Origin of the sequence: Bradyrhizobium sp. CW1 (assembly GCF_023100665.1) — a bacterium.
In the GTDB taxonomy this organism is placed as follows: Bacteria; Pseudomonadota; Alphaproteobacteria; order Rhizobiales; family Xanthobacteraceae; genus Bradyrhizobium; species Bradyrhizobium canariense_D.
Genome location: NZ_CP064684.1, coordinates 7,527,689 through 7,547,890 on the forward strand (window position 1 = coordinate 7,527,689; position 20,202 = coordinate 7,547,890).

At 64.1% G+C, this 20,202-nt stretch carries 21 protein-coding genes and 1 tRNA gene; 16 read left to right on the forward strand and 6 right to left on the reverse strand.

Features of this window, described 5'->3' with window-relative positions; translation table 11 throughout:
* Positions 1-12 precede the first annotated feature (12 nt).
* Positions 13-510, reverse strand: a complete 498-nt coding sequence (locus IVB54_RS41885; protein ID WP_026233397.1) for a hypothetical protein — start codon at positions 508-510, stop codon at positions 13-15.
* 7 nt (positions 511-517) lie between these two features.
* Positions 518-594: transfer RNA gene (locus IVB54_RS36100), tRNA-Met, on the reverse strand.
* A gap of 312 nt (positions 595-906) precedes the next feature.
* On the opposite strand from IVB54_RS36100, the gene IVB54_RS36105 reads away from it, so the two are divergent.
* Together IVB54_RS36105 and IVB54_RS36110 are read left to right on the forward strand one after the other, a co-directional pair.
* Positions 907-2,364 (forward strand): coniferyl aldehyde dehydrogenase, encoded by a 1,458-nt coding sequence (locus IVB54_RS36105; RefSeq protein ID WP_247776964.1) that lies wholly within the window; start codon positions 907-909, stop codon positions 2,362-2,364.
* A 120-nt stretch (positions 2,365-2,484) separates the two neighbouring features.
* A complete protein-coding gene (locus IVB54_RS36110) occupies positions 2,485-4,077 on the forward strand; it encodes a choline dehydrogenase (RefSeq protein WP_018457561.1) in 1,593 nt (530 codons plus the stop codon).
* Between the two features lie 64 nt (positions 4,078-4,141).
* Here IVB54_RS36110 and IVB54_RS36115 read toward each other — a convergent pair whose 3' ends face one another.
* Entirely contained in the window at positions 4,142-4,903 is a 762-nt protein-coding gene (locus tag IVB54_RS36115; RefSeq protein ID WP_247776965.1) for an SDR family NAD(P)-dependent oxidoreductase, read from the reverse strand.
* A gap of 118 nt (positions 4,904-5,021) precedes the next feature.
* On the opposite strand from IVB54_RS36115, the gene IVB54_RS36120 reads away from it, so the two are divergent.
* From IVB54_RS36120 to IVB54_RS36130, 3 genes are all read left to right on the forward strand, one after another.
* Positions 5,022-5,534 (forward strand): CvpA family protein, encoded by a 513-nt coding sequence (locus IVB54_RS36120; protein ID WP_018457563.1) that lies wholly within the window; start codon positions 5,022-5,024, stop codon positions 5,532-5,534.
* Positions 5,535-5,661: 127 nt separating this feature from the next.
* Positions 5,662-6,444, forward strand: a complete 783-nt coding sequence (locus IVB54_RS36125; protein ID WP_007605221.1) for an SDR family oxidoreductase — start codon at positions 5,662-5,664, stop codon at positions 6,442-6,444.
* A complete protein-coding gene (locus IVB54_RS36130) occupies positions 6,441-7,430 on the forward strand; it encodes an NADPH:quinone reductase (protein ID WP_018457564.1) in 990 nt (329 codons plus the stop codon). The genes IVB54_RS36125 and IVB54_RS36130 overlap by 4 nt, the downstream gene beginning before the upstream one ends.
* A 12-nt stretch (positions 7,431-7,442) precedes the next feature.
* On the opposite strand, the gene IVB54_RS36135 is transcribed toward IVB54_RS36130, so the two are convergent.
* Positions 7,443-7,919 (reverse strand): DUF3775 domain-containing protein, encoded by a 477-nt coding sequence (locus IVB54_RS36135; protein WP_018457565.1) that lies wholly within the window; start codon positions 7,917-7,919, stop codon positions 7,443-7,445.
* Between the two features lie 136 nt (positions 7,920-8,055).
* Here IVB54_RS36135 and IVB54_RS36140 point away from each other — a divergent pair, with 136 nt between their 5' ends.
* From IVB54_RS36140 to IVB54_RS36175, 8 genes are all read left to right on the forward strand, one after another.
* Positions 8,056-8,904 (forward strand): MBL fold metallo-hydrolase, encoded by an 849-nt coding sequence (locus IVB54_RS36140; protein ID WP_026233400.1) that lies wholly within the window; start codon positions 8,056-8,058, stop codon positions 8,902-8,904.
* Between the two features lie 127 nt (positions 8,905-9,031).
* Positions 9,032-9,874 carry a fumarylacetoacetate hydrolase family protein gene (locus IVB54_RS36145; RefSeq protein WP_247776966.1) on the forward strand — a complete coding sequence of 281 codons (843 nt, stop codon included), beginning with the start codon at positions 9,032-9,034 and terminating at the stop codon, positions 9,872-9,874.
* 156 nt (positions 9,875-10,030) lie between these two features.
* Positions 10,031-10,642: a glutathione S-transferase family protein gene (locus tag IVB54_RS36150; RefSeq protein ID WP_018457568.1), complete on the forward strand. Its 612-nt coding sequence runs from the start codon at positions 10,031-10,033 to the stop codon at positions 10,640-10,642.
* A 15-nt stretch (positions 10,643-10,657) separates the two neighbouring features.
* Positions 10,658-11,527, forward strand: a complete 870-nt coding sequence (locus IVB54_RS36155; RefSeq protein WP_247776967.1) for an MBL fold metallo-hydrolase — start codon at positions 10,658-10,660, stop codon at positions 11,525-11,527.
* 134 nt (positions 11,528-11,661) lie between these two features.
* Positions 11,662-12,813 carry an alpha/beta hydrolase gene (locus IVB54_RS36160; RefSeq protein WP_026233401.1) on the forward strand — a complete coding sequence of 384 codons (1,152 nt, stop codon included), beginning with the start codon at positions 11,662-11,664 and terminating at the stop codon, positions 12,811-12,813.
* 62 nt (positions 12,814-12,875) lie between these two features.
* On the forward strand, positions 12,876-13,847 hold the full coding sequence (gene mbfA / locus IVB54_RS36165; RefSeq protein ID WP_018457571.1) for an iron exporter MbfA: 972 nt from the start codon (positions 12,876-12,878) through the stop codon (positions 13,845-13,847).
* A gap of 230 nt (positions 13,848-14,077) precedes the next feature.
* Positions 14,078-15,550, forward strand: a complete 1,473-nt coding sequence (locus IVB54_RS36170; RefSeq protein WP_018457572.1) for an amidase — start codon at positions 14,078-14,080, stop codon at positions 15,548-15,550.
* Positions 15,551-15,560: 10 nt separating this feature from the next.
* Entirely contained in the window at positions 15,561-15,914 is a 354-nt protein-coding gene (locus IVB54_RS36175) for a nuclear transport factor 2 family protein (protein ID WP_018457573.1), read from the forward strand.
* 57 nt (positions 15,915-15,971) lie between these two features.
* Here IVB54_RS36175 and IVB54_RS36180 read toward each other — a convergent pair whose 3' ends face one another.
* On the reverse strand, positions 15,972-16,454 hold the full coding sequence (locus IVB54_RS36180) for a CinA family protein (protein ID WP_018457574.1): 483 nt from the start codon (positions 16,452-16,454) through the stop codon (positions 15,972-15,974).
* A gap of 169 nt (positions 16,455-16,623) precedes the next feature.
* On the opposite strand from IVB54_RS36180, the gene IVB54_RS36185 reads away from it, so the two are divergent.
* The 3 genes from IVB54_RS36185 to IVB54_RS36195 are packed head-to-tail and all read left to right on the forward strand — an operon-like array spanning position 16,624 to position 19,228.
* Positions 16,624-17,682 (forward strand): amidohydrolase family protein, encoded by a 1,059-nt coding sequence (locus IVB54_RS36185; protein ID WP_018457575.1) that lies wholly within the window; start codon positions 16,624-16,626, stop codon positions 17,680-17,682.
* 23 nt (positions 17,683-17,705) lie between these two features.
* The gene (locus IVB54_RS36190) at positions 17,706-18,815 is read left to right on the forward strand and encodes an amidohydrolase family protein (protein WP_018457576.1); all 1,110 of its coding nucleotides are present in this window, start codon (positions 17,706-17,708) and stop codon (positions 18,813-18,815) included.
* Positions 18,815-19,228 carry a Rieske (2Fe-2S) protein gene (locus IVB54_RS36195; RefSeq protein WP_018457577.1) on the forward strand — a complete coding sequence of 138 codons (414 nt, stop codon included), beginning with the start codon at positions 18,815-18,817 and terminating at the stop codon, positions 19,226-19,228. The genes IVB54_RS36190 and IVB54_RS36195 overlap by 1 nt, the downstream gene beginning before the upstream one ends.
* A gap of 37 nt (positions 19,229-19,265) precedes the next feature.
* Here IVB54_RS36195 and IVB54_RS36200 read toward each other — a convergent pair whose 3' ends face one another.
* Positions 19,266-20,165 (reverse strand): transcriptional regulator GcvA, encoded by a 900-nt coding sequence (locus IVB54_RS36200; protein ID WP_026233402.1) that lies wholly within the window; start codon positions 20,163-20,165, stop codon positions 19,266-19,268.
* Positions 20,166-20,202: the final 37 nt, after the last annotated feature.

A 20,202-nucleotide genomic window follows, 5' to 3' on the forward strand; every position in this document is an offset into this window, starting at 1 on the left:
ATGGAGCCCGAGCTATTCAAGGAATTCTGCGACGAGTTCACCCGCGAGGTGAACCGGTTGCGGATTGAGCGTGGAGCTGGCTTCGCAGCAATGCGAGACGAGCTTCCGCGCATCGAGCGCGAACTCGGAAAGTTGCTGGCTGCTATCAAGGCTGGCGGTCCGATCGAAGCCATCGTTGAGGATATGAAGCGGCTCGAGGCCCGAAAGGCCGAGCTGAAGGATCAGCTTGCGAATGCGGAAGAGCCGCCGCCCCTCCTGCATCCGAACACGACGGAGATCTACCGCCAGCGGATCGCGGCGCTCTATGAGAGCCTGCAGAATGGGGACGGGAAGGCCGAGGCGGCGGAAGTCTTTCGCACCTTGGTCGATCAGGTGACGCTTGTGCCTCAAGAGGCGGAGCTGGCGATTGTGCTGCGCGGCGATCTGGCCGCGATCCTTCAGTTTGCCGCGAACAAGAAAAACCCCGACGTCCTTTCGGAGGCCGGGGTTTTGGGTGCCTTGCTTTCGCAAGAATCGTTGGTTGCGGGGATAGGATTTGAACCTATGACCTTCAGGTTATGAGCCTGACGAGCTACCGGGCTGCTCCACCCCGCGTTAACCGTTGCTTTGCCTTCGTGAAAGCGCCGGGGACGGTGAATGAAGGGCCGGCGCTGTTCGCGTGGCTTGCTTCGTCCGTCCCGAAGGCTTCCTTGGAAGGCAACCCCGGGCAAAGCCCGTTGGGTGCGGGCGGTATGTACCAACCCGGGGTGCCTTTGGAAAGGGCTGCGAGAACGTTTTTTTCGACTTTATGACAGCGCGGTGGACGAATTTGCGGCCTATTTGGCCGGCCCTTGCCAGAAGTTCCACAAGGGGCCAGCTTGCGGCAACAAAACCAGGCGGAAACGCCACTTAATGGGGGAGAACGCCATGGACCACGCCTTGGATCGCCCCTCAGATCGCCCCCCGCCGAGCGCCCCGCTTCGGGGCCTCGAAGACGCCTTCCATGCCATGGTCGAGCGGTCGCGGGCCGAGCCGGCGCCTGGCCTCGCCGAGCGGCTCGACCGCCTGGCGCGGTTGCGCACTGTCGTCGCCGACAACGAGGAGCGCTTCCGGCAGGCGATCTCGGCCGATTTCGGTCACCGCTGCGCGGTCGAGACCAATATCGCCGAGACCATGATGGTGTTCTCCGAGATCCGTCATGCCACCAAGCACCTCAAGAGCTGGATGGCGCCGCAGCGCGTTTCGACGGCGCTGCAATTCCTGCCCGCGCGCAACCGGCTGATGCCGCAGCCGCTCGGCGTCGTCGGCATCATCGCGCCCTGGAATTATCCGCTGCAGCTGACGCTCGCGCCCGCGATCGGCGCGCTCGCCGCCGGCAACCGCGTCATTATCAAGCCGAGCGAGCTTGTGCCGCACTTCTCATCGCTGCTGAAGGAGACGGTCGCCGAGCGGTTCGACGCTGCGGAATTGCTCGTCACCGGCATCGAAGACGAGGTCGCAAAGGCCTTCGCGCATCTGCCGTTCGATCATCTCGTGTTCACCGGCTCGACCCGGGTGGGGCGGCTGGTGGCGGAGGCCGCGGGGCGTAACCTCACGCCCGTCACGCTCGAGCTCGGCGGCAAGTCGCCTATTATCATCGACGCCTCGGCTGATCTCGAAGAGGCCGCCGAGCGCATCGCCTACGGCAAGCTGCTCAATGCCGGGCAGACCTGCATCGCGCCCGACTATGTGCTGGTGCCCGAGCGCGCGTTGCAGGCCTTTGCCGAAAAAGTTCGCGCGCAGATGCGACGCATGTTCGGCACCGACCCCTCGAACAAGGACTACACCTCCGTGATCTCCGACCGGCATTATGCGCGGCTGGAAAATCTCGTCTCCGATGCGGCACGTCGCGGCGCAAAGATCCTGCAGCCGGCGAAGCCGGACGATCCCAACTGGAAGGCGCACCGCAAATTCCCGCCGACGCTGATCGTGGGCGCGAGCGAAGACATGGCGGCCATGCAGGAGGAGATTTTCGGCCCCGTGCTCCCCGTGCTCGGCTATCGCGACCCGGCCGACGCCATCGCCTTCGTCAACGCCCGCGACCGGCCGCTGGCGTTGTACTGGTTCGGCAAGGACCGCGTTGCGCGCGACGAGGTGCTGGCGCGCACCGTCTCCGGCGGCGTCACGGTCAACGACTGTCTGTTCCACTTCGCGCAAATCAACCAGCCGATGGGCGGCGTCGGCGCATCCGGCACCGGCGCCTATCACGGCGAATGGGGCTTTCGCACGTTCGGCAAGCTGAAGCCGGTGTTCTACCGCTCGAAATTCAACCGCCTCGCCGACCTCTATCCGCCTTATGGCGGCAAGATCGCGCGGCTGGAGAAGATGATGCGATTCGTGTCGTAGGTTTCAGCACCTGTCATTGCGAGCGCAGCGAAGCAATCCAGAATCCCTCCGCGGCAAAGGTCTGGATTGCTTCGCTTGCGCTCGCAATGACGGAAAGAATGAATGCAGGGGGAAACATCAGTGACGGACACATTCGATTTCGTCGTCGTGGGCGCGGGCTCCGGCGGCTGCGCGGTGGCGGGGCGGCTGTCGGAGGATGCGGGGACATCCGTGGCGCTGCTCGATGCCGGCGGTCGGAACGACAATTGGCGGATCACCACGCCGTTCGGACTGGCTTTGCCATACAAGGCGGCGAACTGGGGTTTCGATACCGTGCCGCAGAAGGGATTGAACGGCCGGATCGGCTATCAACCGCGCGGCAAGGGACTCGGCGGATCCTCGGCGATCAACGCCATGGTCTATATCCGCGGCAACAAATGGGACTACGACCACTGGGCCTCGCTCGGCAATGCCGGCTGGTCATATGCCGACGTGCTGCCCTATTTCAACCGCTCGGAGAACAACGCCGATTTCGACGGCGCCTATCATGGCAAGGGCGGCCCGCTGCATGTCAACAGACTGCGCGCGGACAATCCGATCCACGACATCTTCCATCAGGCCGCCCGCGAGGCGCAGTTCCGCATCCGCGAGGACTTCAATGAAGAGGATCACGAAGGGCTCGGCAGCTACCAGGTGACCCAGCACAATGGTGAGCGCTGGAGCGCGGCGCGCGCCTATCTGCATCCCCACATGGACAAGCGCGCCAATCTGCGTGTCGAGACGCAGGCGCATGCCACGCGCATCCTGTTCGAAAGTGGGCGCGCGGTCGGCATCGAATATGTCCAGGGCAAGCAGACAAAGAAGCTACGCGCCCGTCGCGAGGTGATCCTCGCCTCCGGCGCCTTCCAGTCACCGCAATTGCTGATGCTGTCGGGCATAGGCGACGGCAAGGCGCTTGCCGCCCACGGGATCGACGTCGTGCATCATTTGCCGGGCGTAGGACGCAATCTGCAGGATCATCCGGATTTCGTGTTCGTCTACGCCTCCGACTATCCACACTTCGTCCATTCGTCGCTCGGCCGGCTACCATCCCTGCTCCGCGCCATCCAACGATACCGCCGGGAGCGGCGCGGCCTGATGACCACCAATTTCGCCGAGTGTGGCGGCTTCCTGAAGACCCGGGCCGACCTCGATGTGCCCGACATCCAGCTGCACTTCATCATCGCGACGCTCGACGACCACGGCCGCAAGAAGCACAAGGAGGCGGGCTTCTCGTGCCATGTCTGCCTGTTGCGGCCGAAGAGCCGTGGCAGCGTCTGGCTGAAAAGCGCCGATCCGCTGGCAGCGCCGCTGATCGATCCGAATTTCTTGGGCGAGGCGGAGGATCTCGAGACGATGGTCGCGGGCTTCAAGACGACGCGAAGGCTGATGGAGACGCCCGCGATGCGCGCGTTGCAGAAGAAGGACATGTTCACGTCCGATGTGAGAACGGACGACGATATCCGCGCCATCCTGCGCGCGCGTGTCGACACCGTCTATCACCCCGTCGGCACCTGCAAGATGGGCACCGACGCGATGGCCGTGGTCGATCCGGCGCTGAAGGTGCACGGCGTGGAAGGTCTGCGCGTCGTCGACGCCTCGATCATGCCGACACTGATCGGCGGCAACACCAATGCGCCGGCGATCATGATCGGCGAGAAGGCGGCGGATATGATCAGGGGCGAGATGCGGTGACTCTACCTCGTCGTCCCGGCCTAGTGCGCAATTGCGCATGGGGGGCCGGGACGATAGCAGCTTCTCAATTCAGCAAGAACCCGCCGTCCACCGTCACCACACTGCCCGTCATGTACCGCGAGGCCTTCGAGGCCAGCAGCAGGATCGCGCCGTCGAGATCGGACTCGGCGCCGATGCGGCGCTGGGGAATGCGCTTGGTCAGGCGCTCGCCCGGCGGCGTCGCCCAGAACGCGTGGTTCATCTCGGTGTCGATGTAGCCGGGTGCCAGCGCGTTGACGCGGATGTTCTGCCCCGCAAGCTCCAGCGCCATCGCTTTGGTCGCCTGGATGATGCCGGCCTTGGAGATCGCGTAAGGCGACACCGCCTTCAGCACGCCGGTGCCGAGCACGGAGGCGATGTTGACGATGTTGCCTGCCTGCTTGCTCGCGATCATGCGGCGCGCGATCTCGGTCGCGAGGAAATAGGCGCCCTTGAGATTGGCGCCCATCACCGCGTCCCAATCGGCCTCGGTCTGCTCGGTCGCGAGCTTTTCGATCGCGATGCCAGCATTGTTGATCAGCACCGTGACCGGGCCGAGCGCGGCTTCCGTGGCATCGAGGGCCCTGGCGATCGATGCGATGTCGGTGACGTCGAGCGCGACGGCGGCGGCGCGGCCGCCGTTGCCGCGGATCTCGTCTTCCAGGCTCTTCAGCTTGTCGGTCTGCCGCGCCGCGAGCGCGACGGCCGCGCCATGTGCCGCCAACACCCGGGCAAATTGCCGCCCCAAGCCCTGGCTCGCACCTGTGACGAGGATGGTTTCTCGACTGACGTCGAATAGGTCTGACATTGGGCGCGTCCCTGAGCTTTGGGGTCATCGGTTTTGGCCATCAATACAGACGATTTTAACGATCTGAAACCGGAATGATCGGTTCTGCGTTCACTCGTTCCATGGCAGGCTCCCGCGCATGAACAGTTTCGATCTCGCCGTCTATGCGGCGCTCGCCATCGCGATCGGCTTCGGTTTCAGGACCGGCCTGCTCGGCAGCGCCATGACGATCCTGGCCTATCTCCTCGCCGCCCCCATCGCGGTTGCGCTGATGCCGCTGATCGTCCCGCAGGTCGCGGGCAATCCGAATGCGCCGCTGCTGCAGAACTGGATCTGGTTCTTCGGCATCTTCGTGGTGGTCGGCATGCTGTTTGGACATCTCGGCCGGCTGGCGCTGAGCGACACGATACGCGACGCCGGCATCGGCGACCGCCTCGGCGGCGCCGCGCTCGGCGCCATCAGGGTCGGCCTCGTCGCCACCACCTTGGTGCTGGTGTTCGACCAGATCGTGCCGGCCAACCGGCAGCCGCCGTTCCTCGCCGGTTCGCATCTGCGGCCGCTGTTCTCGACGGTCGGCCAGATGGGCTTCAAGTCGCTGCCGCCGGAGGCGGCCTCCGCGATCGACCGTCTCAAGCAGGAGCGGCGCATCTGATGAGGCGCATTTGCATCGCCGCGCAAGCGTGCATGCATTTTGATGCGAGCCAATCCCTTATCAGCGGCGCCAAGGTTGGCTAGAATAGCGGCTCTAAAAACCTGCCTGACATTACGGGAGTGAAACAGTGGATCTTGGGATCAAAGGCCGCCGCGCCATCGTCTGCGCATCCAGCAAAGGCCTCGGACGCGCCTGCGCCATCTCGCTGGCCGAGGCCGGCGTTCACGTCACGCTGACCGCGCGCGGCGCCGAGGCCCTGAAGAAGACGGCCGACGACATCCGCAAAGCCTATCCTGATGTGACCGTCACCGAGATCGTCGGCGACATCACGACGCCGGCGGGCCGCGAGGCCGTGCTCAAGGCCTGCCCCGAGCCGGACATCCTGATCAACAATGCCGGCGGACCTCCGCCCGGCGATTTCCGCAACTGGACCCGCGACGACTGGATTAAGGCGATCGATGCCAACATGCTGACCCCGATCGAGCTGATCAAGTCGACGGTGGACGGCATGATGGCCCGCAAGTTCGGCCGCATCGTCAACATCACCTCAGCGGCGGTGAAGGCGCCGATCGACATCCTCGGTCTCTCCAACGGCGCGCGCGCCGGCCTCACCGGATTCATTGCCGGCCTGTCGCGCAAGACCGTGATCAACAACGTCACCATCAACGGCCTGCTGCCGGGCCCGTTTGAGACCGATCGCCTGCGCAGCACCGCGAAGGGGGAATCCGAGAAGCGCGGCATCACGCCGGACCAGGTTCTGGCCGAGCGCGCCAAGCTCAATCCCGCGGGCCGCTTCGGCGATCCCGAGGAGTTCGGCTATGCCTGCGCATTCCTGTGCGGCGCCAAGGCCGGCTTCATCACCGGGCAGAACCTTCTGCTCGATGGCGGTGCCTTCCCGGGAACGCTGTGAGGGCGGTCTGGTACGAGGAGACAGGACCGGCGGCGGACGTCCTCACCTATGGTGAGATGGCCACGCCGGTCGCAGGTCCAGGCGAAGTTCGTATTCGCCTGGAAGCCTCCGGCGTCAATCCGGCCGATGTCGGCCGGCGCGGGGGCGGCTATCGCGCCAAGGAATTTTCGCGCGTCATTCCGAACAGCGATGGCGCGGGCTTTATCGACCAGATCGGCGATGGCGCGACGCGGTTCAAGATCGGCGACAGGGTCTGGCTGTTCAACGGCCAGCGTAACGGCCGCGCCTTTGGCACCGCGGCCGAATATATCGCGCTTGCCGAGCATCTGGTGACGCCGTTGCCGGACAATCTCTCTTTTGCGGAAGGCGCGACGCTGGGCATTCCCGCAATGACGGCGTGGTGCTCCCTGTTTGCGGACGGGCCGATCGTCGGCAAGTCGGTGCTGGTCACCGGCGGCGCGGGTGCAGTCGGACATTACGCCGTGCAACTCGCGAAATGGGGCGGCGCGCAGGTGATCGCGACCGTCAGCTCGGCGATAAAAGGCGAGCATGCGCGACAAGCCGGTGCCGATCTCGTGGTCAATTACAGGGACGAAGATGTCGTTGCCAAGGCCATGGCCTTCACCGGCGGACGCGGGGTCGACCAATTGGTCGATGTCGATTTCGGCGGCAACATCGCGACGACCCTGAAGTTGATGGCCATGAATTCGACAATCGCGGTCTACGCCACGAACGGCAACCGCACGCCGACCGTGCCGATGCGCGAGCTGATGGAGAAGTGCATCACGCTCCGCTCGCTCGTCTTGTTCGCGCTGCCGCCGGCGCTGCTTGCGGCGGCGCAGGCCGACATCTCGAAATGGCTGGCAGCGGGGCCGCGAATCCACAATGTCGCGGCGCAGTTTGCGCTGTCGGAGACGGCGCAGGCCCATGTCGCCGTCGAGAAAGGCGACAAGCTCGGCACCGTGGTGGTCGACTGCGCGCGCTGATATCGGCCGGAATCACCGCTGCTTGGTGATCTCGTCTTCGTCCCGCTGGCTTGGAGCGGATGAATCGGCCACCAGGTCTCCGTCGGTCCAGTCGACGCCGAATTCATCGAGCCCGTCGGCGAGCAGATCGCCCAGCATCGGCTCACCGAGCAGATAATGCGCCGTCTCGCGCCGGGGACTGCGATACTCCGCGCGTGCTTCCACGGCGCGTGCGCGCAAATCGTCCCAATCGTCGATCGTGCCGTCGCCGCGGCCGAGCCAGGTCAGCGCGACGAGATCGATCTGCTCGTCCTCGTTCATGGCCACGATGAAACTTCCGAGTTCGTTGACGACCGGATCGGAGCCGTCATCCTCGAGGACGTCGACCGCATCGTCATCAGTCGCATTCGAGCCGGAATCCGGATCGGAATCCGCCTGCTTGACGTCGAATTCACGCGCCTTTTCGATGATGAAGGCGACCTTCTCCGCGGAAATCGCAAGCTCTGGCATGGCTGGCCCTTTGTCTTTCCCTGGGTTCCCGCGATAACGCCGCACGGCGTCAGATGATCCATTGCGCCTGAGGGCGAAACTGCGCATGTTCCCCCGCAAAGCAAGAACATCAAACAAGAACATGGGGATGCGCCGGATGCAGTGGAAAGTCGGCAGGGTCAAGATCACCAAACTCGTCGAGATGGAGACGGTGGGTTCAACCCGCTTCATCCTCCCGGCAGCAACCAACGATGAAATCCGGAAGCTGCCCTGGCTGATCCCGCATTTCGCCACGGAAGAAGGCCGGCTGAAAATGTCGATCCATTCGCTGGTGCTCGAAACTCCTTCGCGCCGCATCGTGGTCGATACCGGACTTGGCAACGACAAGCAGGGCCGCAACGTCCCGACCTGGAACAATCGCACCACACCATTCCTGGAGACGATGATTGCGGCGGGCTTTCCGCCCGACAGCATCGATACCGTGCTGTGCACGCATCTTCATGTCGATCATGTCGGCTGGAACACGAAATGGGTCGACGGCAAATGGGTGCCGAGCTTCCCCAACGCGCGCTACGTCTTCGGCAAGACCGAATACCAGCACTGGCGCGACCACTCCACCGAGCCGGACAAGCAGGCCGTGTTTGTCGATTCCGTGAAGCCGATCGTCGATGCCGGCCGGGCGGAGTTGGTCGCGAGCGACCACCGGCTCAGCGAGGAGATCAGCATGATCCCAACCCCCGGCCACAGCCCCGGGCATATGAGCGTTCTGATCCGGTCGGACGGCGAGCAGGGACTGCTGACGGGCGACGTCGCCCATCATCCCTGCCAGATGGCGCATCTCGGCTGGTCCTCGAACGCGGATTCCGATCAGAGCCAATCTGCCGCGACGCGGCGCGAATTGTTCGGCCGGTTTGCCGACACCCCGACGCTGGTGATCGGCGGGCACTTTTCGGCCGGGCACATCAAGCGGGATGGGGACGCATTCAGGTTCGAGGCGCTGGCCTAGTCTCGTGCCCGGACGAACCTCCCGAATCGAGAGGGCTGCAATGCGCCCTCTTTGAGCGGTTGAATTTCCCGCCGCCCTGTTCCATGAAGCTGTTTAACCGATCGGTCCATTCCAGGGAGAAACGAGAATGAAGCTTGTTCGTTATGGCGAGAAGGGTGCGGAAAAGCCCGGCCTGATCGATAAATCCGGCCAGTTGCGGGACCTATCGGCGCATGTGAAGGACCTGACCGGCGAGGCCTATTCGCCCGAGAGCCTGAAGAAGCTGGCGGCGCTCGATCCCGCCTCGCTGCCCGCCGTCTCCGGCAAGCCGCGGTTCGGCGCCCCCGTTACCGGCATGTCGAAATTCGTGGCGATCGGCCTCAACTACAGCGACCACGCCAAGGAGACCGGCGCGGAGATCCCGAGCGAGCCGATCATTTTCATGAAGGCCAACACCTCGCTGTCCGGCCCGAACGACGCCATCGAGAAGCCGCGCGGCTCGACCAAGCTCGACTGGGAGGTCGAGATCGCCGCGATCATCGGCACCCGCGCAAAATACGTTTCGGAAGCCGACGCGCTCAACCACGTCGCCGGCTACTGCGTCTGCAACGACGTCTCCGAGCGCGCCTTCCAGATCGAGCGCCTGGGTCAGTGGACCAAGGGCAAGTCGCACGACACGTTCGGCCCGCTCGGCCCCTGGCTCGCCACCAAGGACGAGATCAAGGACGTGCAGAACCTGCCGATGTGGCTCGACGTGAACGGCCAGCGTCGTCAGACCGGCTCGACCAAGACTATGATCTTCTCGATGGCCAAGTGCATCTCCTATGTCTCGCAGCTCATGACGCTGCTGCCGGGCGACATCATCACGACAGGCACCCCGCCCGGCGTCGGCCTCGGCATGAAGCCGCCGACCTTCCTCAATGTCGGCGACGTCATCACGCTCGGCATCGAGGGTCTTGGCGAGCAGCGCCAGGAGATCGTCGCGGCGTAAGCCTCGGCCAGCGCACACTCGTCGTCATGCCCGGGCTTGTCCCGGGCATCCACGTCTCACAGTCTAGCCACGCGGAAGCGCGTGGATGGCCGGGTCAAGCCCGGCCATGACGGACGAGACACCATTTGCTCAAGACCGATCGCAGGGAATTGTCCCATGAAGCTCACCTTCTCCCCCGCCTCGCCCTTTGCCCGCAAGGTGCGCATCGCCGCGATCGAGCTCGGGCTGATCGACAAGATCGAACTCACGCCGGCGAGCGTCGCGCCCGGCACGGCCAACGAGGACTATTCACGCATCACGCCGCTGAAAAAGCTGCCGGTGCTGATCACCAATGACGGCGACGTCATCCTGGACTCGTATGTCATCGTCGAATACCTCAACGAGATGGCCGGCGGCAGCCTGATCCCCGATTACGGTCCGCGGCGCTGGAAGGCCAAGACCAATCATTCCCTGATCAACGGCATGCTCGATTCCATGCTGCTGTGCCGCTACGAGAAGATGGTGCGACCGCAGGGCCTGCAATGGCAGGCGTGGTCGGACGACCATTGGAATCGGGCCTGGACCGGCATGGCGCGCTTCGAGAACATGCCCGATGTCCTCAACGGTCCGTTCGACATCTCGCAGATCGGCCTCGTCTGCGTGCTCGGCTATGCCGACTTCCGCTTCGCCGATTGCGGCTGGCGCAAGGCCTATCCGAAGCTCGATGCCTTCCATCAAAAGATGCTCGAGCGGCCCTCCGTGAAGATCTCGGTGCCGCCGGCGGCGTAAAGCGCGGGAGTTCATATGAGCCTGAAATACGCGGTCGGCGATCTCACCATCCATCGCATCATCGAGCAGGAAACCTCGTTCGTCCCGGCGCTGGAGATGTTGCCGGGGCTGACACCGGAGCTGCTGGCCGAGAGCCGCGCGTGGATGAGGGAGGCGAAAGCCTTGGATGACGGCGACACATTGATGCTGTGCTTCCAGTCCTATGTGATCAAGACGCCGCACCACACCATTCTGGTCGACAGCTGCATCGGCAACGACAAGCCGCGGCCGCAGCGCCCGAAATGGAACATGAAGACCGACGACACCTATCTGCGCGGACTCAACGCTGCCGGATTCTCGCCTGACGACATCGACTTCGTGATGTGCACGCATCTGCATGTCGATCACGTCGGCTGGAACACGCGTCTGGAGAACGGCCGCTGGGTGCCGACCTTCCCGAAAGCGCGCTACGTCTTCGCCAAGCAGGAGTTCGATCATTGGACCGAGCAGAACGCGAAGGCGGAGGTGCCGCCCTTCGCCGACAGCGTGCTGCCGGTGGTCGAGGCCAAACGCCACGAGCTTGTCGGCAACGATCACCAGATCGGCGATCACGTCCGCATCCTGCCGACGCCGGGCCACACGCCGGGCCATATCGCCATCACGATGGGCCACGGCAAGGACGACGCCGTGTTCTCCGGCGACCTCATGCACTCACCGATCCAGACGCTCTATCCGGAGCTGTCGGTCAAGTTCGACCTCGATCAAGCCAGGGCGGCAACGACGCGCCGCAGCTTCCTGGAACGCTATTGCGACACCGACACGCTGTGCTGCACCGCGCATTTCCCGTCGCCGTCCGTTGGGAAGATCCGGCGCAAGGGCAGTGGCTTCGTATGCGCGGCGGTGTAGTCGAATGGCGCAATCGTAGGGTGGGCAAAGCGAAGCGTGCCCACCATGCCAAACGCGTTGTAGAATGATGGTGGGCACGGCGCGCGAAGCGCGCCTTTGCCCTCCTTACGATTCCACCCGTGTGGAGAAAGCAAATGACAATGCTCCCCGACATCCCGCTCCCCGCCGGCATCCGCTCACGCTATGTCGACGATATCAACGGCCTGCGCATGCATGTGCTGGAGGCCGGCTTCGAGACCAAGGGGCGGCCCTGCACCCTGCTGCTGCACGGCTTTCCCGAGCTTGCCTTCTCCTGGCGAAAGGTGATGCCGGCGCTGAGCTCGGCTGGCTATCACGTGATCGCGCCGGACCAGCGCGGCTATGGCCGGACGACGGGATGGAGCGCGGAGTATGACGGCGATCTCGCGCCCTTTTCGCTCTTCAACCTGGTGCGGGATGCGCTCGGGCTGGTGTCGGCGTTCGGCTACAGGCAAGTCGACGTGGTCGGACATGATTTCGGCAGCCCAGTCGCGGCCTGGTGCGCGCTGATGCGGCCCGACGTATTTCGTTCGGTGACGATGATGAGCGCGCCATTCGGCGGAGCGCCGCCGCTGCCGTTCAACACGGTCGACACGCCGGTAAAGCCAGCGGCCGAAGACCCCGTGCATCGCGAGCTCGCCGCCTTGCCGCGTCCACGCAAGCATTATCAATGGTACTATGCGACACGCCCGGCCAATGCCGACATGCACCGCGCGCCACAGGGCGTGCATGATTTCCTGCGCGCCTACTATCATCACAAGAGCGCGGACTGGACCGACAACAAGCCATATCCGCTGAAATCCTGGTCGGCGAACGAGCTTGCGAAGCTGCCGACCTATTATGTGATGGACCTGAACGAGACCATGGCCGAGACGGTCGCGAAGGAGATGCCCTCGCAGGCCGCAATCGCCGCCAATCAATGGCTGCCCGACCGCGAGCTCGGCTACTACAGCGCCGAATATGGCCGCACTGGATTCCAGGGCGGCCTGCAATGGTACCGCTGCGGCACATCGGGCGCATTCAACAGCCAGCTCCAATTGCTGGCCGGCCGCAACATCGACATCCCCTCCTGCTTCATCTCGGGCAAGCAGGATTGGGGCACCTATCAGCGTCCCGGCGTATTCGAGGCCATGCAGGCGCGGGCCTGCACGAAGCTGCTGGGCTGCCACCTCGTCGATGGCGCCGGTCACTGGGTGCAGCAGGAGCAGCCGGCCGAGGTGAGCCGCCTGCTGCTCGATTTCCTGGCGAAGAGCCGCGGCGTGGTTTGACCCGGTAACCCAAGCGCCCTATATAGTTTAGAATTATTCTAAACTAATCAGACAGGGCCGCCGTGAAGAATTTTGCCGATCTGACCGAGCGCGAGGTGCTTGCGGTCGCAATCTCCTCCGAGGAGGAGGACAGCCGCATCTACATGAGCTTCGCCGAAGACTTGAAGGAGCGCTATCCGGACTCCGCCAAGATCTTCGAACAGATGGCCGAGGAAGAGCGCGGCCATCGCCACATGCTGCTGGAAATGTACGAGCAGCGCTTCGGTCCGCATTTGCCCCCGATCCGCCGCGAGGACGTCAAAGGCTTCCTGCGCCGCCGTCCGGTCTGGCTCACCAAAAACCTGTCGCTCGACACCATCCGCAAGGAGGTCGAGACAATGGAATTGCAGGCCGAGCGCTTTTACGTGAAGGCCGCTGAACAGGCGCAGGATGTCGGCGTGCGCCGCCTGCTCGGCGATCTGGCCGAGGCCGAGAAGGGCCACGAAGAGGTGGCGGCGAAGCTGACGGATCGGATCCTGAGTTCAGACGTGCGCGCCGAGGAAGACCGCACCAACCGGCGCATGTTCGTGCTGCAATATGTGCAGCCAGGTCTCGCCGGCCTGATGGACGGCTCCGTCTCGACGCTGGCGCCGCTGTTTGCGGCTGCCTTCGCCACGCATCAGAATTGGCAAACATTTCTGGTCGGCCTCGCCGCCTCGATCGGTGCCGGCATCAGCATGGGCTTTGCGGAAGCGCTGTCCGATGACGGCTCGCTGACCGGGCGTGGTTCGCCCTGGCTGCGCGGTCTCACCTGCGGCTTGATGACGACGCTAGGCGGGCTTGGGCACACCCTGCCCTATCTCGTGCCCGATAGCTGGGCCAACGCATTCTGGATCGCGACGGGAATCGCCGGAATTGTCGTGTTCTTCGAATTGTGGGCGATCGCCTTCATCCGCGCGCGCTACATGGACACGCCGTTCCTCCAGGCCGTGTTCCAGATCGTGCTCGGCGGCGCGATCGTGCTGGCGGTGGGGATATTGATCGGAGCGGCGTAGGACGCCTTCATGCCCCGGCTTGACCGGGCATCCAGCACGCCGCGACCTGTCCGTGTCCAATCGGCGCCGGTGGAATACTGGATCGCCCGGTCAAGCCGGGCGATGACTGCGAGTGGTTGCTTGGCTCACCGCGTTCCGTCTTGCTCAGATGTCAATCGCGATCAAACGGCGGTTGCGGTGCTGGGCCAAACTGCGCATCATTGTTCCACGCTAAGAACAGGAGATGCGGGATGGCCAAATCCGAATGGAGCTTCAAGAGCGCGGTCGAGCTGTCGGCGGCACTGACGGCCAAGAAGGTTTCCGCGGTCGAGCTCACGCAGGATGCGATCGACCGCATCGAACGGCACGACAGCAAGGTCAACGCGATCTGCGTCCGGGATTTCGACCGTGCGCTGGACGCCGCACGCGAGGCAGACGCCGCATTGGCGCGCGGCGAGCGAAAGCCGCTGCTCGGTCTCCCCATCACTGTGAAAGAATCCTACAACATCGCCGGCCTGCCCACGACCTGGGGCTGGACGCCGCAGAAAGATTTCAAGCCGGCGGAGGACGCGCTGTCGATCGCCCGGGTCAAGGAGGCCGGTGGCGTCATCCTCGGCAAGACCAACGTCCCCGTGGGCTTGGCGGATTGGCAGAGCTACAACGAGATCTACGGCACGACGAACAATCCGTTCGATCTCGGCCGCACGCCGGGTGGCTCGTCGGGCGGCTCGTCTGCGGCGCTCGCGGCAGGCTACGGACCACTCTCGCTTGGGTCCGACATCGGCGGCTCGTTGCGCGTGCCCGCCTTCCATTGCGGGGTCTATGCGCATAAGCCGACCTACAATCTCTGTCCAACGCGTGGCCACACGCCGCCGCCCTTTCCAGCCATCCCGATGGAGCGCGATATGGCGGTGATCGGTCCGATGGCGCGGAGCGCAGTCGACCTGCCCCTGCTCCTGGACGTGATGGCAGGCCCCGATCCGTTGGACCTGGGCATCGGATACAAGCTCGCGCTGCCGGAGGCGCGACACCGCGCGCTGAAGGATTTCCGGGTGCTGGTGATCGACAGCCATCCGCTGCTGCCTGCGAATGCAGATATTCGCGGCGCGATCGAAAAATTGGCGGGGCAATTGACGGGCACGGGCGCGCGCGTCGCGCGCGAAAGTCCGCTGTTTCCGGACTTCACGGAGGCTTCTCGCCTCTACATGCGCATGCTGATGAGCTTCCTCGGCGCCTTCCTTCCGCCGGACAATCTCGCGCGCGCGCGTGCCGGTGCAGCGCAGCTCTCACCCGACGACAAGAGTCTCGCTGCCGAACGGCTGCGTGGTATCACCAGCACGCATCAGGCCTGGGTATTCGACGAGGGCGCCCGCGCCGGCCTGCGCGCGCAATGGCGGCAATTGTTCAAGACATTCGATGCGGTGATCTGTCCGATCATGCCCACGCCGGCCTATCCGCATGATCATTCGCCGGAGCAGGAAAAGCGCCGAATCAACATCGATGGCAAGGACCACGCCTATCCGGACCAGCTTGCGTGGCCCGGCATCGCCACGCTGACGGGCCTGCCGGCAACGGCTGTTCCACTCGGCCTATCGAAGGACGGCCTGCCGGTCGGCGTGCAAATCATCGGGCCCTTCCTCGAGGACCACACGCCGTTGAAGCTCGCCGAGCTGATCGAACGCGAGTTCGGCGGGTTCGTGCCGCCGCCCTTGTTCAATGACTGAGAGAAACCCCATGAGCAACGACCTCGAACAGCTCACCGCGCTCAACCGCGACTATGTGGCCTCGGTGCAGAATTGCGACGTCAAGCGCTTCGACGAGATTTTGGCGCCGGAGTTCTACTGCTCCAATCCCGACAAGACGCTGGTCGATCGCGAGGCCTTCCTGAAGCAGACGGCGCGGCCGATTGCGATCCGAAACCTCAGAGAGCACGACGTCATCATCCGTATCATGGGTGATTTCGCCATCATCCACGCGGCAACGAGCTACACCAATGCGGACGGCCAGCAGGCCACCGGGCGCTATACCGATTGCTGGGCGAAGACGAACGGGACGTGGCTGGCGGTGTCGGCGCACGTGTCGCGGTAAAGAGCGCGTCACACCACACATTCTCCGGCACAGCCAGATATTCGGGAGGCCGCGAGCTCACCGCTCCAGATTCTTCAGCAGCAATTTCAGCGCTGTCGCTGCAAAGGTCTGCATATTGGCCAAGCGGTCGTTGCTGCCCGTCTCAAGCGTCATCACCTCGACTGCGGGCCCGGCGACCGCCATGCAGCTGTGGCCCGCCGCATCGCCGTAGCGATTGCCGGTGGGACCGGACGCCCCGGTCTCCGACAGGCCCCAATCGCAGTTGAAACGGCTGCGCATCTGCCCGGCCAGCAATTGCGCGTAGGGCTCCGAGGAGGAACGAAAGCCCTTCATTCCTTCGTCCGAAATATCCATCAGCACGCGCCTGGCATCGCGAGTGTAGACCACGGCCCCGCCGAGGAAATAAGCGGACGCGCCGGGCACCGCGAGAAGGCTGGCCGAGATCAGGCCGCCGGTCGAGGATTCCGCAACAGCAATGGTCTGTTTGCGCGCGATCAGCTTCGCTGCGACCTGTTCCGCAATGCCGACGAGCTCTTTCATTCCTTGACCCCTTATTGCTTCGCAACCGAGCTCGGCCTTTCTAGCATATGACAGCGCCGTTGGCCGAGTTGCAGCCAACGGGCAGGCCTGCTTGAATGGCGGCCAAAGGGCGGAGCGGCCAAGCTCTGCCCGCGGGAAAGACGCGACGAGGAAACGTGAAGGACACGTCATGGCGTCCCTGATCGCCGGCGGAGTGGATTGCGATGTGCATCCGGCCGTGCCGCATCTGACCAGCCTGCTGCCGTACCTGAACGAGTATTGGCGCGATCAGGTGACGACGCGCGGCATGGTCGATCTCATCTCGCAATCCTACCCGCAGAACTCGCCGATCACGGCGCGGCCCGACTGGCGCCCCGAAAGCGGCAAGCCGGGTGAAAGCCTGGCGGACATGCAGCGCCATGTGCTCGATCCCTTCCAGCTCTCGCACGCCATCTGCAATCCGCTCTACGGCGTGCAGATGGTGTTTTCAGAGGATCTGCAGGCCGCCTTCTGCCGCGCGCTGAACGACTGGCTCGTGAAGGAATGGCTCGATCGCGATCCGCGGCTGCGCGGCTCGATCGTGATCCCCACCCAAAGCGTCGAGAAGGCCGTCGCCGAGATCGAGCGCTGTGCGACGGACCGCCGCTTCGTGCAGGTGCTGATGCTCGTGATGGGCGATACGCCGCTCGGCAAGCGCGCGCTCTGGCCGATCTACGAGGCGGCGGAACGGCTGGAATTACCGATCGGCATTCATGCCGGTTCCGCCTATCACAATCCGCCGACCGCCGTGGGCTGGGGTTCCTACCACATCGAGGATTATGCCGGTCAGGCCCAGGCGTTCCAGACCCAGCTCACCAGCCTGATCGTCGAGGGCGTGTTCGTCAAATATCCGCGGCTGAAGATGGTGATGCTTGAATCCGGGGTGTCCTGGATCTCCCCATTTCTATGGCGCCTGCACAAGTTCTGGCGTGGGGTGCGGATGGAGACGCCGTGGGTTGATCGCGCGCCGCTGGACATTGTGCGCAGCAACATCCGCTTCTCGTTGCAGCCATTCGATGCACCGCCGGATGAGGCGACATTAATTCGCCTGTTTGATCATATGCAGTCCGACGAATTGGTCGTATTCTCCACCGACTATCCGCACTGGCAGTTCGACGGCCAGGAGGCGCTGCCCGCAGGTCTCACCCCCGATCTCGTGCGCAAGATCATGATCGATAATCCGCATGCGACCTATCCCCGCCTGACTTAGCCGCTGCCAAAGGAGGCAAGGCGATGAATATTCAGTTCCGCGAAAGCTCCGAAGCCGCTTCCCCACTGGCCGTCAAAACCGCGATCGCGGACTGCGACATCCATCCGGCACGCGCGACCCGCGCCGAGCTCTATCCCTACCTGGCCAAACGCTGGCAGCATCATCTCGAAGTGTACGGCGTCCATGCCTATCAGGGCATGATGGAAGGCCCGCCCTATCCGAAGGCCCAGCCCAACGCCTCGCGCCGCGACGCCTATCCGCCGGAAGGCGGGCCGCAGGGCTCCTCGCTGTCCTTCATGCAGAAGCAGCTGCTCGATCCCAACAACGTGCAGCTCGGCGTGCTCAATCCGCTCAACACCGGGCAAGGCATCCGCAATCACGAGCTTTCGGCGGCCTTGTGCTCGGCGATCAACGACTGGCAGATCGACAAATGGACCAGCAAGGACAAGCGGCTGAAGGCGTCCATCGTCGTCGGCAATGAGGACGGGCTGTCAGCCGCCGCGGAAATCCGCGAGCGTGCCGGCGACAAGAATTTCGTGCAGGTGCTGCTGCTCAGCCGCAATGTCGAGCCGCTCGGCCAGCGTCGCTACTGGCCTATCTATCAGGCTGCGGAAGAGGCCGGCCTTCCCGTCGGCGTCCACGCCTTCGGCTTCGGCGGCAACCCCATCACGCCGTCGGGCTGGCCCTCCTATTACATCGAGGAGATGGTCGGCCACTCGCAGTGCCAGCAATCGGCGCTCGCAAGCCTCGTGCTGGAGGGCGTGTTCGAGCGCTTCCCGAAGTTGAAGATGGTGATGATCGAGGCCGGCTTCGGCTGGGCGCCGTCGCTAGCATGGCGGCTCGACAAAGTCTGGCAGCGCCTGCGCAGCGAGGTGCCGCATGTCAAGCGGCCGCCGTCCGAATATATCCGCGAGCAGGTGTGGTGGACGACGCAGCCGATGGAGGATCCGGAGCGGCGCGAGGATCTGTTCGATGTCATCAAGTGGATCGGCTGGGACCGGCTACTGTTCGCGACCGACTATCCGCACTGGGATTACGACGAGCCGTCGCGCGTGCTGCCCGCGGGCGTCAGCGACGACGACCGCGAGGCCTTCTATCTCGGCAATGCGAAGAAGCTGTACGGGATCAGTTGATGGCGCGGCATGTGATTGCCGCGGTCGACGAGCTTCCGCCCGGCACGCGAAAATTTCTGGAGATCGACGGACGGCCGATCGCAATCTTCAACATCAAGGGTGAATATTTCGGCCTGATGAACCGCTGCCCGCATCAGGGCGCTGCGCTGTGCGAGGGACCCTTGATCGGGCTCGCGCAATCGAAGGATCCGGGCGAGATCGAATATACCAAGCTCGGCGAGATCATTCGCTGCCCCTGGCATGGCTGGGAGTTCGACATCCGCACCGGCCAGTCCTACTGCGACCCTCGCCGCTTCCGCGTGAAGGCCTACCCGGCCCATGTCGAGCCGGGTGCAAGCGTGGTGAAGGGGCCGTATGTCGCCGAGACGATACCCGTGAAGATCGAGAGCGACTACGTCGTGGTGGAGCTGTAGCGAGAAGCAGGTTGCGCGGACATGCGCCGGCACGATTTCAGGCCTTATTCCGCGTTGCCGCGATCATCCACTCACGGAATGCGGCGAGCTTCGGCGCTTCGCGGCGCCCCTCCGGCGCGACCAGGTAGAAGCCCGCATCGGCCGGCAGCGCGATCTTGAAGGGGACCACTAGTCGCCCCTTGGCGATGTCGTCCTGGACATAGGAGGTCCGCCCCATCGCCACGCCGATGCCGTCGATCGCGGCCTGGATGGTCATGAAGATCATGTCGAAGGTGATGCCGGGCTGCCTGGCGATGTCGGCCGGCAGACCCGCCGCCGTCAACCACAGCCGCCAGTCGTCGCTGTTGGCGTTCGAGGTGTGCAGCAGCATGTGGCTCTTGAGGTCCTCGGGACAGCGCAACGGCTTGTCGCCACGCAGCAGAGACGGGCTGCAGACCGGAAACAGCTCGTCCGCCATCAGCCAGTCGGCGCGCAAGCCCGGCCACTGGCCGCGCCCGTAGCGGATCGCGGCATCGACATTGTCGCGCTGGAAGTCGACGAGGCTGGTGGAGGTCGTGATACGGACGTCGATGCCGGGATGGTGCTCCTGGAAATCGGTCAGCCGCGGCAGCAGCCATTTTGCGGCGAGCGAAGCCAGCGTCGAGACCGTCAGCACCTTGTCATCGTCCTTGCGCAGCAGCCGATCGGTGGCAAGCCGGAGGTCGTTGAAGGCGGCGCGGACGCCCGGCAGATAGTCGCGCGCCTCGGCCGTCAGCGCCAGCGCGCGGTTCTGCCGGACGAACAGGCGGATGCCGAGCTCCTCCTCGAGCCTGCGGATCTGGTGGCTGATCGCGGTCTGGGTCACGTTCAGCTCGGACGCCGCCAGCGTGAAGCTGAGATGGCGCGCGGCGGCCTCAAAGGCCCGCAATCCATTCAGGGAGGGCAATCTGGCAGTCATCTGGCAGCAGGATACATGACGTTATTTCATGCGAAAG

Bases quoted from the DNA above. Each gene is read 5' to 3' on its own strand.
- IVB54_RS36195 (WP_018457577.1), top strand. From the start codon at position 18,815: ATGGCGCGGCATGTGATTGCCGCGGTCGACGAGCTTCCGCCCGGCACG.
- IVB54_RS36185 (WP_018457575.1), top strand. From the start codon at position 16,624: ATGGCGTCCCTGATCGCCGGCGGAGTGGATTGCGATGTGCATCCGGCC.
- IVB54_RS36140 (WP_026233400.1), top strand. From the start codon at position 8,056: ATGCAGTGGAAAGTCGGCAGGGTCAAGATCACCAAACTCGTCGAGATG.
- IVB54_RS36160 (WP_026233401.1), top strand. From the start codon at position 11,662: ATGACAATGCTCCCCGACATCCCGCTCCCCGCCGGCATCCGCTCACGC.
- IVB54_RS36115 (WP_247776965.1), bottom strand. From the start codon at position 4,903: ATGTCAGACCTATTCGACGTCAGTCGAGAAACCATCCTCGTCACAGGT.
- IVB54_RS36120 (WP_018457563.1), top strand. From the start codon at position 5,022: ATGAACAGTTTCGATCTCGCCGTCTATGCGGCGCTCGCCATCGCGATC.
- IVB54_RS36150 (WP_018457568.1), top strand. From the start codon at position 10,031: ATGAAGCTCACCTTCTCCCCCGCCTCGCCCTTTGCCCGCAAGGTGCGC.
- IVB54_RS36190 (WP_018457576.1), top strand. From the start codon at position 17,706: ATGAATATTCAGTTCCGCGAAAGCTCCGAAGCCGCTTCCCCACTGGCC.
- IVB54_RS36105 (WP_247776964.1), top strand. From the start codon at position 907: ATGGACCACGCCTTGGATCGCCCCTCAGATCGCCCCCCGCCGAGCGCC.
- IVB54_RS36135 (WP_018457565.1), bottom strand. From the start codon at position 7,919: ATGCCAGAGCTTGCGATTTCCGCGGAGAAGGTCGCCTTCATCATCGAA.
- IVB54_RS36145 (WP_247776966.1), top strand. From the start codon at position 9,032: ATGAAGCTTGTTCGTTATGGCGAGAAGGGTGCGGAAAAGCCCGGCCTG.
- IVB54_RS36180 (WP_018457574.1), bottom strand. From the start codon at position 16,454: ATGAAAGAGCTCGTCGGCATTGCGGAACAGGTCGCAGCGAAGCTGATC.
- IVB54_RS36170 (WP_018457572.1), top strand. From the start codon at position 14,078: ATGGCCAAATCCGAATGGAGCTTCAAGAGCGCGGTCGAGCTGTCGGCG.
- IVB54_RS36200 (WP_026233402.1), bottom strand. From the start codon at position 20,165: ATGACTGCCAGATTGCCCTCCCTGAATGGATTGCGGGCCTTTGAGGCC.
- IVB54_RS36175 (WP_018457573.1), top strand. From the start codon at position 15,561: ATGAGCAACGACCTCGAACAGCTCACCGCGCTCAACCGCGACTATGTG.
- IVB54_RS36155 (WP_247776967.1), top strand. From the start codon at position 10,658: ATGAGCCTGAAATACGCGGTCGGCGATCTCACCATCCATCGCATCATC.